Consider the following 13,639-nt stretch of genomic DNA (forward strand, 5'->3'; position numbering starts at 1 on the left):
ACGCGCGCTCGCTGATCGGCTGCCGGCATCGCCTGCGCCTCGACGCGGCGCATCCCGAGGTGATCGCCGAGGTCAGGGAGGATCCGGGGGTCCAGCAGCGCAGGGAGGCCGCGAGCACCCAGCGGGCCAGGGTGCGCGACGAGCTGATCGCGGCGGCGCCCGACGAGTGGGTCGTGATCGAGCCGCGGCTGCGCGCGGGTGAGAAGGCCGCGGCGACCATGGCCGCGATGGCAGCCGGTGCCCCGCGCATCTGGGGCGGGCTGCTGCCGCAGGAACGCGAGACCGGCCGCCGCGGTGGCGCCGAGTTCCTGCTGCGCGATGCCGACCGCGGCGGCTACATCCCGATCATCGTGGTGAACCACAAGGTCACCGACCCGCGCAGGCCCGACCCCGCCGATTTCCACCCGCTCACCTCCGACCTGCACCGCTGGGAGCCCCGCCGAGACAAGCATGTGAAGCTGCGCCCGCAGCCGCGCGATCAGCAGCGGCTCGCACACCTGTACCGGATGCTGCAGCGGCACGGGATGGCCAGCCCGGCGCTGGTCGGCGGGGCGATCGGGCTCGCCTTCGACCGCATCCTCGTGCACGACCTGACCACCGTGCTCGCCGACTACGACCAGCGCTACGCCGACCGCATCGCCGTGGTGCGCGGCGAGTTGCCGACCCAGCCGTCGAAGGTGCCAGAGTGCAGGCAGTGCCCGTGGTGGGTGCGCGGTGCCGACGGTGAGCCGAGTTGTGAGGGTCAGCTCGCGATCATGCGCGACGTCAGCCTGGTCGCTCCCGGCTCACGGGCCGACGTACTGCGCGTGCACGGCGTCCAGACGGTCGACGAGCTCGCCGCCTGGGAGGGCGACGACCCCGACGACTGGCAGCACGGCCCGTTCTCCGAGACCGTGGTCACCGCCCGCGCCTGGATCGCGGGCGCCGCACTGGTGCGCCGGTTCGACACGGTGAGCGTGCGCCGCGCCGACGTGGAGGTCGACGTCGACCTGGAGAGCTATCAGGAGGACGGCGCCTACCTGTGGGGCACCCTGCTCGACGACGTGTACCGCCCGTTCGTCACGTGGGACCCGCTGCCCACCGAGGACGAGGGCCGCTCCTTCGGCGAGTTCTGGACCTGGCTCATGCGGGTGCGCGCTGACGCGCACGCCGCGGGCAAGACCTTCGCCGCTTACTGCTACTCGCGCACCGCCGAGGACAAGTGGCTCTACGAATCGGCCCGCCGTTTCGCGGGCAGGCCAGGAGTACCGACGCACGAGGAGGTCCGCGCCTTCGTCGATTCGCCGGAATGGGTCGACATGTTCCAGGCCGTGACCGACGAGTTCATCTGCCCGAACGGCAAGGGCCTCAAGAAGATCGCCCCTGTCGCCGGTTTCGCCTGGCGCGATCCCGAAGCGAGCGGCGAGGCCTCGATGGGCTGGTACCGCCGCGCCGTCGGCTACGACGCCGACCCCGACCTGTCCCAGCGCACCCGCCTGTTCGAATACAACGAAGACGACGTCCGCGCCACCCAGGTCCTGCGCGACTGGATGACAACGCGGGCCGTCGCAGAGGTTCCCTCACTGTCCGACTTCGGGCGTCATTAATATTGTCGCCGTGACTGAGCACGTCGAAACCCTCGAGTTCCAGGCCGAGACCCATCAGCTGCTCGACCTGATGATCCATTCGGTCTACTCCAACAAAGACACGTTCCTGCGGGAGCTGATCTCGAACGCTTCCGACGCGCTGGACAAGCTCAAGCTGGCCACGTTCCAGGACAAGGATCTCGTCGCCGATACCGCCGATCTGCACATCGAGCTGGCGGTCGACAGCGACAAGCGGGTCCTCACCGTCCGCGACAACGGCATCGGCATGTCCCGCGCCGAGGTGGTCGACCTGATCGGCACCCTGGCCAAGTCGGGCACGGCCGAGCTGCGCCGCAAGCTCACCGAGGCCAAGTCCGATGCCGCGGCCGAGGAGCTGATCGGCCAATTCGGCATCGGCTTCTACTCCACCTTCATGGTCGCGGACAAGGTCACCCTCACCACCCGCAAGGCGGGCGAGACCGAGGGCACCCGCTGGAGCGCCGCCGCCGGTAGCTCCACCTACGAGATCGACACCGTCGCCGACGCGCCGCAGGGCACCGCGGTCACACTCGAGCTCAAGCCGGCCGACGAGGACGATCACCTCTTCGATTACACGCAGGAATGGAAGCTGCGCGAGATCGTCCGCAAGTACTCCGACTTCATCGCCTGGCCGATCCGCATGCAGGTCGAGCGCACCGTGATGGAGGGTGAGGGCGAGGACAAGGTCGAGAAGACCGTTGTCGAGGATCAGACCCTCAACTCGCAGAAGGCGCTGTGGACCCGGCCGCGCGGCGAGGTCTCCGACGAGGAGTACAAGGAGTTCTACCACCACGTCTCGCACGCCTGGGACGAGCCGCTCGAGATCATCCCGATGAAGGCCGAGGGCACCTTCGAGTACCAGGCCCTGCTGTTCCTCCCGTCGACCGCGCCGTTCGACCTGTTCACCCGTGAGCACAAGCGCGGTGTGCAGCTCTATGTGCGCCGGGTGTTCATCATGGACAACTGCGAAGAGCTGATGCCGGAGTACCTGCGCTTCGTCAAGGGTGTGGTGGACGCGCAGGACCTCTCGCTCAACGTGTCGCGCGAGATCCTGCAGCAGGATCGTCAGATCCAGATGATCCGCAAGCGCCTGGTGAAGAAGGTGCTCTCGACGGTCAAGGATATGCAGGGCGCGGAGGACCAGACGAAATACCAGACGTTCTGGACCCAGTTCGGCCGGGTGCTCAAGGAGGGCTTGCTCTCCGACACCGACAACCGCGAAACTCTGCTCACCGTCTCGTCGTTCGCTTCGACGGCGTCGGAATCCGAGCTCACCACGCTGAAGCAGTACGTGGAGCGGATGCCGGAGGGCCAGGACGCGATCTACTACATGACCGGTGAAAGCCGTGCGCAGGTGGAGAATTCGCCGCATCTGGAGGCCTTCAAGGCCAAGGGTCGCGAGGTGCTGATCCTCACCGATCCGGTCGACGAGATGTGGGTCGGTTCGGTGCCGGAGTTCGACGGCAAGAAGTTCCAGTCCATCGCCAAGGGCGAGGTCGACCTGGAGACCGAGGACGAGAAGAAGGAAACCGAGGCCCTGCGCGAGCAGCAGGACAAGGACTACGCCGAACTGCTCACCTGGCTCGGCAAGACCCTCGACGACGTGGCGAAGGAGGTGCGCCTGACCAACCGGCTCACCACTTCGCCCGCCTGCCTGGTCGGTGACGTCTTCGACTTCACGCCGATGCTGGAGCGCATGTACCGCGCCTCGGGCCAGGCGCTGCCGGAATCCAAGCGAATCCTCGAGCTCAACCCCACCCATCCGCTGGTCACCGGCCTGCGCGATGCCTACGACGCGCGCAAGTCCGATGCCGACGAGGGCAAGGTCCCCGAACTCACCGAGACCGCCGAACTGCTCTACGGCACCGCGGTTCTCGCCGAGGGCGGCGAGCTCAAGGATCCGGCGCGGTTCGCCCAGCTGCTGACCGAGCGGCTCACCCGCACGGTGTAATCGGGTCCGCCGCCTCCTCGCGACCAGGGGAGGCGGCGGAGCTCAGGCGTCGATTCCCGTGCTGACGCGCTGGATTCGGGTCACCATGGAGGCATGGCTGGGCACGAGATCCGGCGGGCACGACCCGGTGACTACGACGCGCTGATCGGTATGGTCGACGACTGGTGGGGCCGAACCGTGGTCCCCAACCTGCCGAGACTGTTTCTCGACCACTTCCATCGCACCAGCCTGGTTGCCACCGACGCGCACGGGATCTCCGGTTTCCTGGTGGGTTTCGGCTCGCCGTCCGAACCCGACTGCGCCTATATCCATTTCGTCGCGGTGCGACCGGACGCCCGCAAGTCCGGGCTCGGCCGGGCGCTCTACGAGCGATTCTTCGCCATCGCGATGGCGGACGGGCGCAGCGAGGTCACCGCGATCACCTCGCCTGCGAACTACACCTCGATCGACTTCCACCGCAGCCTCGGTTTCACGGTGGCCGGGCCGGTCCCCGACTACAACGGGCCGGGACGCGCGTCGGTGACGTTCCGGCGCAGGCTCGGGGCAGGCAACTCCACGCCGGAGGCCTGGATCACCCCTCAGGCCGGGTAGAAGATCCCCGCACCATGCACGTCGAGGATCACTTCGTCCCCGACGTGTACCGGGACCGGTGACGGTACCCGGGCGGTCACCTCCAGGCCGGAGCCGGTGCGCACGGTGAGCAGGGCGTCGTGGCCGTGAAAACTCACCCGTACCACGGTCATCGCACCCGGTCCCGCCGTGACCCGCAACTGTTCGGGCCGCAACATGACCGTGCCCGCGCCGTGGCCCGCCGTGGTGATGGACACCGTCCCGAGTTCGGTGGTCGCGGTGGTGCCCGCCGCGGTGGCGGGCAATTGCACCGCGTCGCCGAGGAAATGGGCCAGCGCCAGGTCGACCGGGGTGCGGTAGAGCTCCTCCGGCGACCCCACCTGCGCCACCTGTCCGTCGCGCAGCACCGCGACCTGGTCGGCCATCGACAGCGCCTCGTCCTGATCGTGGGTGACCAGCACGGCGGTGGTGCCGAGCTCGGTGAGGATCGCGCGCACCTGGTCGCGCACCTGACTGCGCAGCCCGGCGTCGAGCGCGGAGAACGGTTCGTCGAGTAGCACCGCCGCAGGCGCCGGCGCGAGCGCCCTGGCCAGCGCCACCCGCTGCTGCTGCCCGCCGGAGAGCTGCTGGGGGCGGTGCCGGTCGTAGCCGCCGAGCCCGACCACGTCGAGCAGTTCGGCCACCCGCTTCGCCCGCGCTCGCCGGGTGGCCGTGCGCCAGCCGGGCAGGCCGTAGCCGATATTCGCGGCCACCGTGAGGTGCGGGAACAGCGCCGCCTCCTGCGGGACGATCGTCACCCGCCTGCGTTCCGGCGCCACGATGTGGCCTGCGCCTGCGACGACCTCGCCGCCGACCGTGATCTGGCCCGCGGTCGGCCGCAGGAAGCCCGCGATGGTGCGCAGCAGCGTCGTCTTCCCGCCGCCGGAGGCCCCGAGCACCGCGGTGAGACTGCCCGTCGGAACCCGCAGGTCGACCCCGCGCAAAACGGTCTTGCCCGGATACTCGACGGCGAGTCCCGAGACCATCAGTTCACTCACTGCGCACCCTTCTCCCGGATACCGCCACCTCGAGCGGTCCGTCACTCGCCGGTCCGGCGACCGCCGCCGGACCGATCGGCACCGGCCCGGTGGACAGCGGCGGCACCGTCGGGATCGCGTCGTCCTCGCCCTGGCTCCGGCGTGCCGAGGTCCGGCCTGCCACGCGCTGCAACGCGATGGTCGGCAGCACGGCGACGACCACCAGGATCAACCCGTACCAGGCGGCCTGCGTGTAGTGCACGACCTCGGTGTGCTTCCACAGTTCCAGCGCGAGCGTGTTCTGCCCGGCCGGTTGCAGGATCAGGGTGGCCGGGAGCTCCTTGGCGCAGCTCAGGAAGACCAGCGCCGCACCGGCCGTGATGCCCGGCGCCGCCAGCGGCACCGTCACCCTGGCGGCCGCGGTGAAACCGGTGCTGCCGAGGGACCGGGCCACCTCCTCGAGCTGCGGTCCTGAGGCGGCGACCGCGGCCCTGGTCGCGCCGATGGAGATCGGCAGGAACAGGGCGATGTAGGCGAGCACCACGAGCTGGCCGTGCCCGTACCAGGCGGGCACCGTGTTGATGCCGAAGTACACCAGCGCCAGGCCGACCGAGATACCGGGCAGCGCGTATCCGGCGTAGGCGGTGAGTTCGATCGCCCGCGCGAACAGCCCGCGCGACCGGGCGGCCATGATGCCGACGGGCAGCGCGATGAGCACGGTCAGCAGCGCGGCCGTCCCGGAGAAGCCGACGGTATTGCGAAGCGCTGCCAGCACCTCGGTCATCTCGGGGGTGCCGGTGCCCGGTCCGGTCAGCCAGGGCAGCAGCCCGCCGAGCGGCATCAGCACCGACACCGCGACCAGCGCCGTCACGGCCAGCAGGGCGGGCAGCCGCGCGACACCGAGCGGTCGCACGCTCGCGGGCCGGGCGGTTCCGGCGCCGACCCTGGTGGCGACCTTGCCGCGCGCCACCAGCTCGCCGGCCGCGAACACGAGCGCGATCACGACCAGGACCAGGCTGATCACATTGGCGGCGGTGCGATCGAAGCTCGCGTTGTAGGCGTAATCGATGCCCTTGGTGAAGGTCTCGTAGCGCATCATCGCTACGGCGCCGTAGTCGTTGAGCACATACAGCGCGCCGAGCAGGGCACCCGCCAGCAACGGCAGGCGGATCTGCGCCACCGTGACGGTGCCGAACGTGCGGACCGCGCCCGCGCCGAGCGACCGCGCGACCTCCTCCGGGCCACCGTCGGCGGCCCGCAGCGCGGCGTACACCGGCAGCAGGACCAGGGGAGTGTTGCTCGCGGTGAGCACCAGCCAGGATCCGGTGAAGCCGGCCAGCTCCGGGAAGTGGCTGAGCCAGGAGAACGCGGCCACATAGGAGGGAATCGCCAGCGGCATCGCCAGCAGCGGTAGCAGCACCGGCACGCCGGGCAGGTCGGTGCGGGCGAGCAGGAACGCCGTCCCGGTGCCGAGCGCCACCGAGGCGGCCGTCACCGCCGCCAGCAGCAGAAACGTGTTGCCCGCGAGTTCGGCGGTGCGCGCGGAGGTGGCGTAGCGCCAGACCGCGGCCCAGCCCTGATCGGTGCCGCGCAGCACCGTGTACACCAGGGGCAGCACCGCCACCACGACCGCGGGCAGCGCGACGAGCAGTAGGCCCGCTCGTCGCGCCTGGTTCGGGATCCGGGTCATCGGGTCACTGCAGCAACCCGACCTCGCGCAGCATCGCCTCGGTGGCTTCGAGGGACTCGAGCTGGTTCAGGTCGATGGCGGGCGGGTCGAGTTCGGTCAGCGCGGGCAGCGCGTGCTCGGACTGCACACCCGCGATCACCGGGTACTCACCGGTCTCGTCGGCGAAATACTGCTGCGACTGCTCCGAGAGCAGGAACTGCACCAGTTTGCCCGCGGCCTCGGTGCTGTTGGAGCAGTTCAGGATTCCGGCGGCAGAGATATTGACCAGCGCGCCCGGTTCGTCCGCGCCACGGAAGTAGTGGATCTTCGCGTTGACGTTCTCGGCGCCGAGCGAGCCGACGCGCTGGAACCAGTAGTAGTGGTTGATCAGGCCGAAGCGCACCTGCCCCTGGTCCACGGCGTCGAGCACCGCACCGTTCTTGCTGAATTCCTCCGGCTGCGTCGCCTTGAACTTGGTCAGCCACTCGCGGGCGCCGTCCTCGCCGCGCAGCACGCGCAGGGCGGTGACGAAGCTCTTCCACGAGGCGTTGGTCGGCGCGTAGCCGATCGATCCGGGGGCGGCGTCGGCGACCAGCGCGTCGATGCCGTCGGGCAGTTCCGCCGCGGGCACCTGCTCGGGGTCGTAGGCGAGCACCCGCGAGCGCAGGGTGGTGGCGGTCCAGCGCTGGTCGGCGTCGACGTAGGTGGCCGGAACCAGCCCGGTCACGCTGTCGGGCAGCTGACCGAGGTAGCCGTGCTTGGCGAGCGCGCCGAGTTCGCCCGCGTCCTGGCCGAACCAGACGTCGGCGGGGCTGCGGGTGCCCTCCTCGAGGATCTTCACCGGCTTCTGATCGTAGAAGGCCTCCAGCCGGACGCCGGGGCCGAGCACGCTCTCGTCGACCTGGTCGAGCAGCGGCTTCACCAGCTTCTCGGAACGACCCGAGTAGACGGTGACGACATTCGGATCACCGATGGTGTCGCATTCGGCGGCGATCTTCGCGGCCGGATCTGCGGCGGTGTCCTCGGAATCGCTCGAGCAGGCGGCGCCGCCGAGCGCGACGACGGCGCCGATGGCGGCGAGACGGATAAGTGCACGGTTCATTGGGAGTACCTCGGCTCAGGAAGGCAGGTGAGGCTAACCTAGCACCTTTCCGGTTCGGCATGACCTCGGTTATGGAGAAGAAGACCACCCCGCGACCTCGGTCTTTCGGGGTGGTCTTCGAAAAGTGTTGCGGGACGGCGGTTAGCGCGGGGCCATCCGCAGCGCGCCGTCCATCCGGATGGTCTCGCCGTTGAGGTAGTCGTGGGCGGTGATGTACTCGACCAGCTGGGCGTACTCGTCCGGGCGGCCGAGGCGCGACGGGAACGGGACACCGGCCTCGAGGCCCTTGCGGTACTCCTCGGTGACACCGGCCAGCATCGGGGTGTCGATGATGCCGGGGGCGATGGTGTTCACCCGGATGCCGAACTGGGCCAGGTCGCGCGCGGCGGGCACGGTCATGCCGTGCACGCCACCCTTGGAGGCGGAGTAGGCGATCTGGCCGATCTGGCCCTCGAACGCGGCGACCGACGCGGTGTTGATCACCACGCCGCGCTGGCCGTACTCGTCGACCGGCTCGGTCTTGGCGATGGCGTCGGCGGCCAGGCGCATCACGTTGAACGTGCCGAGCAGGTTCACGGTGATGACGGTGCGGAACAGCTCCAGGTCGTGCGGGCCGTTCTTGGACAGGATGCGACCGGCCCAGCCGACGCCTGCGCAGTTGACCACGATGCGCAACGGCGCCGGGCCCTCGGTGATCTGGGCGATCGCGGCGGCGACCTCGTCGTTGCTGGTCACGTCGGCCGCGATCAGGGTGACACCGGCGGGCACGTTGTCGCCCGCGCGCTCGATGGACGCCGGGACGTCGAGCCCGAACACGGTGGCGCCCGCGTCGGCCAGACGCTTGGCAGTGGCGGCGCCGAGGCCGGACGCGCCTCCGGTGACGATGGCGGCGGAACCCGAAATCTCCACGATGGTCCTCTCGTTCAAACAGCCAGTTGGCACTACGTCAATTGCACCCTAGCCGTTCTCGGTGAGGCACACATCACCCAGCCCGGCCCCCGTGAAGATAACGTGCCACCCTACGCGCTCGCATTACCGCGCAGAATGGACAGGCAAGTCAGACCTCGAGCACGGAGTTCGACGATGAGCGATTCGGCATCCACCCTGCGCCAGCTCCCGCGCGGACGGCACCACCTCTCCCGCGAGGAAGTGGTCGCCTCCCAGCGGGAACGAATCCTTGTCGCACTCGGCGAGGCGATGACCGAGCGTGGCTATGTCGGCACGCCGGTGGCGGCGGTGCTCAAACGCGCGGGAGTCTCCCGCGAGACGTTCTACGAACTGTTCCGCTCCAAGGAGGACTGCTTCGCCGCCGCGTTCGACCGGGCCTCCGGCCTGCTCGCCGCCCGGCTGCAGGGCGTGATCGCCGAGACCGTCGACGCCGACGCCTTCACCAGGATGGACCGCATTCTCACCGCCTATTTCGATCACATGATCGACGATCCCGCGTCGGCGCGGCTGTTCCTGGTCGAGGTGTACGCGGTGGGCACCTCCGCGATCGCGGCGCGGATGGAGTTGCAGAGCCGCTTCGTCGCCGTGGTGGCCGCCATGCTCGGCGCCGAGACCGCCGAACAGCAGTTCGCCTGCGCGACCCTGGCCGCCGCGATCGGGGCCATGGTCACCGGCAAGATCGCGGGGGACGATCTGGCGGGGCTGCGCGCACTCAAGGAACCTCTGATCGATCTGGCCCGTCGTTCCGGCACGGTCTACGGCAACGCTTTCGGTGGTGTCGATCCGAGCTCCGGCGCGCTCGAGTCGCGGCCATGAGGGGCCGGCGACCCGGTCGCGACCGCCGCGGCGAGGCGGCCCCCCGTCGAGGCCGGGTCGTGCGCGGCCGGGTCGTGGGCTGAACCGCGGGCTCCGGGCGAGCGCAGGCGAGCTCGGGTTGCCCGCCACCCGCCGATCACGACGGTCACCAGGACTGGGGCGAGCAGCGCCAGACCGATCGTGGCCGGTCCGCTCAGCCGCGGTGCGAAGGCGGTCAGCGTCGTCTGCGCGGCGAAGAACAGGAACAGCAGGCCGGAGGTGAACGCGATGCCGCGCTCGGGCAGGTGTTTGCCCGCCAGCTTGCCGACGGCGATCGCGAGGCCACCGGCGGCGACCATGCCCGCGGTTGCGCCGATCCAGACCGCCAGCCAGCCGTTGTTCGAGGCGAGCGCCGCGGCGGCGAACATGGTGCGATCGCCGAGTTCGGCGAGCATGAAGGCGGAGATCACGACGAGGAACGCGTTGCGGGTGCTCGGCGCGGGCGTTTCGGTCGTTTCCTCGACCGGGCCGAGCGCATCGCGCAGCGTCCACAGGCCGACGGCGAGCAGGGTGAGCGCGGTGACGACGGCGATGGCATTCGCAGGCAGCGCCGTCCCGAGGAAATGGCCGACTCCGGCGGCGATGAGGTTCACGGCCACGCTCGCGGCGCTGATCCCGATCAGGACCACCCACCAGCGATATCGCAGTGCGAAGGTCAGCGCCATCAGCTGTGATTTGTCGCCGAGCTCGGCGAGGAAGATCACGCCGAAGCTCAGCAGAATCGTGGCGATCATATGGTCAGCTCCCAGGTGGACACTCCGGCCTGCGGCTGAGAACGGGTGCGCCCTCAGCCACACCGGTCTACGGATCGGTTTGTGGCCGAAGGTCTCGCCCACCGGTGATGACCGGTTCGCGCAGCCGGACCGCGCCGGATATGGCGGCGATCAGTATGTCGACTGGGCGATTTCGGGCTACTCCCCTTCGCTGTCATCCACCCTAGCGTGATTGCTCACCGGATGCCAACACCGGGTTGCCGAAAACACAATGGGCGCAATAAGTTTGGCGGTACGGCCGCTGATGTTGGGGTTCCCTGAATTTCCGGCGGCGGGCGCCCGTTAGCGGGGAATTCGCCTATCCTGGCCGGTGAATCCCTCAGGCTGCCAGCAACATCGCGAGTACCGCGGTATCCGGATCGCTGATCGGGTCCATGCCGACCCGGCTCACCAGTGAGGTGACGGTCCCGTCCAGCTCGGCCTCGGCCCATGCCGCGCGGTGTTCCAGCCCGAGGTGCGGCACACCGGGCAGCAGCACGCAGCCGGAGGCGGCGCCCGCGCACTCGGGTAGCGAGGGCCGGGTCTCCGACGGCGGATGCAGCATCAGGAGGGCGGGCGGCACATGATCGGCGAACCGGCCCGGCTCCACCGCCTCCGCGCCGAGCACCGGCCCCTCGGCCAGCACCAGTCCGACCGTGCCGGGTTCGGGATCGTCGGGCAGATCCTCGCGCACCCCGAACACGGTGGAGGTGGTCAGTAGACCGGGCATCGACGCCACCCGCACCGCGAGCACCAGCACCTGGGCCCATTCCTTGGTGGTATCCGGCCACCGGCCCGACACCACGAATCCCTGCAGATGTCCGCGCGCCTGGAACGGCGTGATCCCGATCGGACCGTGCGTCGTCATGATGGCCTCCCGATGCTTCCGGGGGCGGCAGTGCCCTGTACACCAGGAATAGCCCGAAACACATCTGGCACACAAGTACCACTGAGTGCCAGGAGCCCCGAAATGCGCAAAAGACCCCCCGGCGCGATGCCGGGAGGTCTCTCACGAGCGGGGTACTACCCGAAGATCAGGCCCTTGCCCTGCGACACGGCGCGGGCGAAGCGGTCCTGCACGTCGGCCCAGTTGACGACGTTCCAGAACGCGGTCACGTAGTCGGCCTTGACGTTCTTGTACTGCAGGTAGAAGGCGTGCTCCCACATGTCGACCTGCAGCAGCGGGATGATGCCGATCGGCACGTTGGCCTGCTGGTCGTACAGCTGGAAGGTGAGCAGCTTCTGGCCGAGGGTGTCGTAGCCGAGGACGGCCCAGCCGGAGCCCTGCAGGCCGTTGGCGGCCGCGGTGAACTGCGCGCGGAACTTGTCGAACGACCCGAACTGGTCGTCGATCGCGGCGGCCAGCTCGCCGACCGGCTTGTCGCCACCGTTGGGGGAGAGGTTCTTCCACCAGATGGAGTGGTTGGTGTGACCACCGAGGTGGAACGCCAGGTTCTTCTCGTTCAGGAAGATGGCGGCGTGATCGCCGGACTCACGAGCGGCTTCCAGCTTCTCCAGAGCGGCGTTCGCGCCCGCCACGTATGCGGCGTGATGCTTCGAGTGATGGATCTCGTTGATCTGCCCCGAGATGTGGGGCTCCAGTGCGCTGTAGTCGTAATCCAGATCCGGCAGCGTGTACTCGGCCACGTTGTCCCTTTCCTGTGTCGGGCTGTGTGCGCCCATTCGTTCGAGCACACCAACCATCATTCGTACACCCGCTCGCTGCAACCTCAGGCGTGCGGCCCCGCATTCCCGGGCGCGAGCGGATGTCGCCCTCGGCCGAAACTACAGCGGCGGGGCGATGTCGGCCTTCGACGCCCTGACGTCGCCTGCGTCGTGCGCGGCCCACCACCGGCGACCGCCCGCGATGAACTCGGCCATCGGGATGTCCCTGCCGCTCGGATCGGCGACGGTGATCCGGTCGAACCACACGCGGACGTCGAGTTCGCGCGGGTCGATGCCCTCTTCCTGGGAGAACTCGATGACATGCGCCGCGATGCGCTGATCGAGCAGCGTGTCGAAGCTGAGCAGCTCGCTCCACAACGACCAGCCGCTGTCGTCGAGATCGATGAACTCCCAGCCGTGCAGGCCGCCGCCGCCGAAGCTCTCGATGGCCTCGTCGAGCTGGTCGAGGGTCAGCGGCAGCACGCGGGCGTCGATGTCGTCCCAGCGCTGGATGCGCAGCGACGCGGCGACCCTGGTGACCCCGGTGAAGGTGAGCAGGACCTTGGCCTCGGTCGGTGCCGTGTCGTCGGCGGACTGGGTCAGCACCTCGAGCGCGAGTTGTAGCCGCCCCGCCGCGGCGTCCACCTCGACCCCGAGACAGGTCGATTCGGCCAGTGCCGTGTTCAGACCGTTGATGTCGAAACTGTCGAGTAGCCCCCTGCTCGTGTTCATGGCGCCAAGGCTACCGATCAGCCCGCCCAGATCCCAGGATTTAGGATTTTCTCTAGTGTTGTCGTTTTTTATGGAACCGAAACGGCTCCGGTCGCGTCCAAGTAGATGTCGGGACCGGTGCGCCCCTTGGATCTCGACGTCAGCGGCGGGCGGCCGCTCCGGGATGACATGGAGGGGAGTCCCGGATCGGCCGGCCCGCCCGCTGTTTTCCCCGATTCCACCTCGGTTCATAGCCGAAACCTCGAAGCAGTGTGCTGACCGATAGCTGAGACCTGTGGATCGGCTTGTGGATTCTGTGGATAACCGCGATCCATCCACAGACCGCCCCTACGACAGCCCGAGCGCGGTCGCGGCATGGCAGGATCGAGGCGTGACGAGCTCCGAGGTCCCCACGGTGCCGGTGGGCGCGGTACCCGCCGCGTTCGACGACGCCACGCCGGTGCCCGGCAGCCAGCTGCTCGACGTGCGTGAACCCGACGAGTGGGAGCTCGGCCGCGCGCCGGGCGCGATCCACATCCCGATGGTCGACGTTCCGGCCCGCCTCGACGAGATCGATATCGACGCCGAGCTGTACGTCGTGTGCAGGCAGGGCGGGCGCTCGATCGAGGTCGTCCGGTACCTGGCGCATATCGGGTACGACGCGGTGAACGTCGCCGGGGGAATGGTCGCCTGGCAGCAGACCGGCCGTCCGGTGGTCGCCGACGGTGAGCACGAAGCCAAGATCTACTAGTCCGGAACGGGGTGCGCGGGTGAGTTCGGTGGTGCAACCATGTGC

13 protein-coding genes are annotated in these 13,639 nt (G+C 68.9%); 5 read left to right on the forward strand and 8 right to left on the reverse strand.

Annotated elements, in window-relative coordinates; translation table 11 throughout:
- Positions 1 to 11 precede the first annotated feature (11 nt).
- The 3 genes from ACFOW8_RS03605 (at position 12) to ACFOW8_RS03615 (ending at position 4,146) form a co-directional block, all read left to right on the forward strand.
- Positions 12 to 1,586 (forward strand): TM0106 family RecB-like putative nuclease, encoded by a 1,575-nt coding sequence (locus ACFOW8_RS03605; RefSeq protein ID WP_378548436.1) that lies wholly within the window; start codon positions 12 to 14, stop codon positions 1,584 to 1,586.
- Positions 1,587 to 1,596: 10 nt separating this feature from the next.
- Entirely contained in the window at positions 1,597 to 3,555 is a 1,959-nt protein-coding gene (gene htpG, locus ACFOW8_RS03610) for a molecular chaperone HtpG (RefSeq protein WP_378545368.1), read from the forward strand.
- Between the two features lie 93 nt (positions 3,556 to 3,648).
- Positions 3,649 to 4,146, forward strand: a complete 498-nt coding sequence (locus ACFOW8_RS03615; RefSeq protein WP_378545370.1) for a GNAT family N-acetyltransferase — start codon at positions 3,649 to 3,651, stop codon at positions 4,144 to 4,146.
- On the opposite strand, the gene ACFOW8_RS03620 is transcribed toward ACFOW8_RS03615, so the two are convergent.
- The 4 genes from ACFOW8_RS03620 to ACFOW8_RS03635 all read right to left on the reverse strand — a co-directional run bounded on the left by ACFOW8_RS03620 (position 4,134) and on the right by ACFOW8_RS03635 (position 8,821).
- Positions 4,134 to 5,162: an ABC transporter ATP-binding protein gene (locus ACFOW8_RS03620; protein WP_378545372.1), complete on the reverse strand. Its 1,029-nt coding sequence runs from the start codon at positions 5,160 to 5,162 to the stop codon at positions 4,134 to 4,136. The genes ACFOW8_RS03615 and ACFOW8_RS03620 overlap by 13 nt on opposite strands.
- Positions 5,155 to 6,831, reverse strand: a complete 1,677-nt coding sequence (locus tag ACFOW8_RS03625) for an ABC transporter permease (RefSeq protein ID WP_378545374.1) — start codon at positions 6,829 to 6,831, stop codon at positions 5,155 to 5,157. Before ACFOW8_RS03625 ends, ACFOW8_RS03620 begins: the two co-directional genes overlap by 8 nt.
- A 4-nt stretch (positions 6,832 to 6,835) precedes the next feature.
- Positions 6,836 to 7,912 carry an extracellular solute-binding protein gene (locus ACFOW8_RS03630; protein ID WP_378545376.1) on the reverse strand — a complete coding sequence of 359 codons (1,077 nt, stop codon included), beginning with the start codon at positions 7,910 to 7,912 and terminating at the stop codon, positions 6,836 to 6,838.
- A 141-nt stretch (positions 7,913 to 8,053) separates the two neighbouring features.
- Entirely contained in the window at positions 8,054 to 8,821 is a 768-nt protein-coding gene (locus ACFOW8_RS03635) for an SDR family NAD(P)-dependent oxidoreductase (RefSeq protein ID WP_378545378.1), read from the reverse strand.
- A gap of 174 nt (positions 8,822 to 8,995) precedes the next feature.
- Between ACFOW8_RS03635 and ACFOW8_RS03640 the strand changes: the two genes are divergently transcribed.
- Positions 8,996 to 9,676: a TetR/AcrR family transcriptional regulator gene (locus ACFOW8_RS03640; RefSeq protein ID WP_378545380.1), complete on the forward strand. Its 681-nt coding sequence runs from the start codon at positions 8,996 to 8,998 to the stop codon at positions 9,674 to 9,676.
- Here the strand turns inward: ACFOW8_RS03640 and ACFOW8_RS03645 are convergent.
- From ACFOW8_RS03645 to ACFOW8_RS03660, 4 genes are all read right to left on the reverse strand, one after another.
- Positions 9,616 to 10,449, reverse strand: a complete 834-nt coding sequence (locus ACFOW8_RS03645; protein ID WP_378545383.1) for a TMEM165/GDT1 family protein — start codon at positions 10,447 to 10,449, stop codon at positions 9,616 to 9,618. The genes ACFOW8_RS03640 and ACFOW8_RS03645 overlap by 61 nt on opposite strands.
- Before the next feature lie 358 nt (positions 10,450 to 10,807).
- The gene (locus ACFOW8_RS03650; RefSeq protein ID WP_378545386.1) at positions 10,808 to 11,335 is read right to left on the reverse strand and encodes a peptidase; all 528 of its coding nucleotides are present in this window, start codon (positions 11,333 to 11,335) and stop codon (positions 10,808 to 10,810) included.
- A 155-nt stretch (positions 11,336 to 11,490) separates the two neighbouring features.
- On the reverse strand, positions 11,491 to 12,114 hold the full coding sequence (locus ACFOW8_RS03655) for a superoxide dismutase (protein WP_378548439.1): 624 nt from the start codon (positions 12,112 to 12,114) through the stop codon (positions 11,491 to 11,493).
- 138 nt (positions 12,115 to 12,252) lie between these two features.
- Entirely contained in the window at positions 12,253 to 12,864 is a 612-nt protein-coding gene (locus ACFOW8_RS03660; protein ID WP_378545389.1) for a hypothetical protein, read from the reverse strand.
- A gap of 370 nt (positions 12,865 to 13,234) precedes the next feature.
- Here ACFOW8_RS03660 and ACFOW8_RS03665 point away from each other — a divergent pair, with 370 nt between their 5' ends.
- Positions 13,235 to 13,594: a rhodanese-like domain-containing protein gene (locus tag ACFOW8_RS03665; RefSeq protein WP_378545392.1), complete on the forward strand. Its 360-nt coding sequence runs from the start codon at positions 13,235 to 13,237 to the stop codon at positions 13,592 to 13,594.
- Positions 13,595 to 13,639 lie beyond the last annotated feature (45 nt).

Origin of the sequence: Nocardia rhizosphaerae (assembly GCF_042650365.1) — a bacterium.
GTDB lineage: Bacteria > Actinomycetota > Actinomycetes > Mycobacteriales > Mycobacteriaceae > Nocardia > Nocardia rhizosphaerae.

Bases quoted from the DNA above. Each gene is read 5' to 3' on its own strand.
- ACFOW8_RS03615 (WP_378545370.1), top strand. From the start codon at position 3,649: ATGGCTGGGCACGAGATCCGGCGGGCACGACCCGGTGACTACGACGCG.
- ACFOW8_RS03625 (WP_378545374.1), bottom strand. From the start codon at position 6,831: ATGACCCGGATCCCGAACCAGGCGCGACGAGCGGGCCTACTGCTCGTC.
- ACFOW8_RS03630 (WP_378545376.1), bottom strand. From the start codon at position 7,912: ATGAACCGTGCACTTATCCGTCTCGCCGCCATCGGCGCCGTCGTCGCG.
- ACFOW8_RS03640 (WP_378545380.1), top strand. From the start codon at position 8,996: ATGAGCGATTCGGCATCCACCCTGCGCCAGCTCCCGCGCGGACGGCAC.
- ACFOW8_RS03645 (WP_378545383.1), bottom strand. From the start codon at position 10,449: ATGATCGCCACGATTCTGCTGAGCTTCGGCGTGATCTTCCTCGCCGAG.
- ACFOW8_RS03650 (WP_378545386.1), bottom strand. From the start codon at position 11,335: ATGACGACGCACGGTCCGATCGGGATCACGCCGTTCCAGGCGCGCGGA.
- ACFOW8_RS03660 (WP_378545389.1), bottom strand. From the start codon at position 12,864: ATGAACACGAGCAGGGGGCTACTCGACAGTTTCGACATCAACGGTCTG.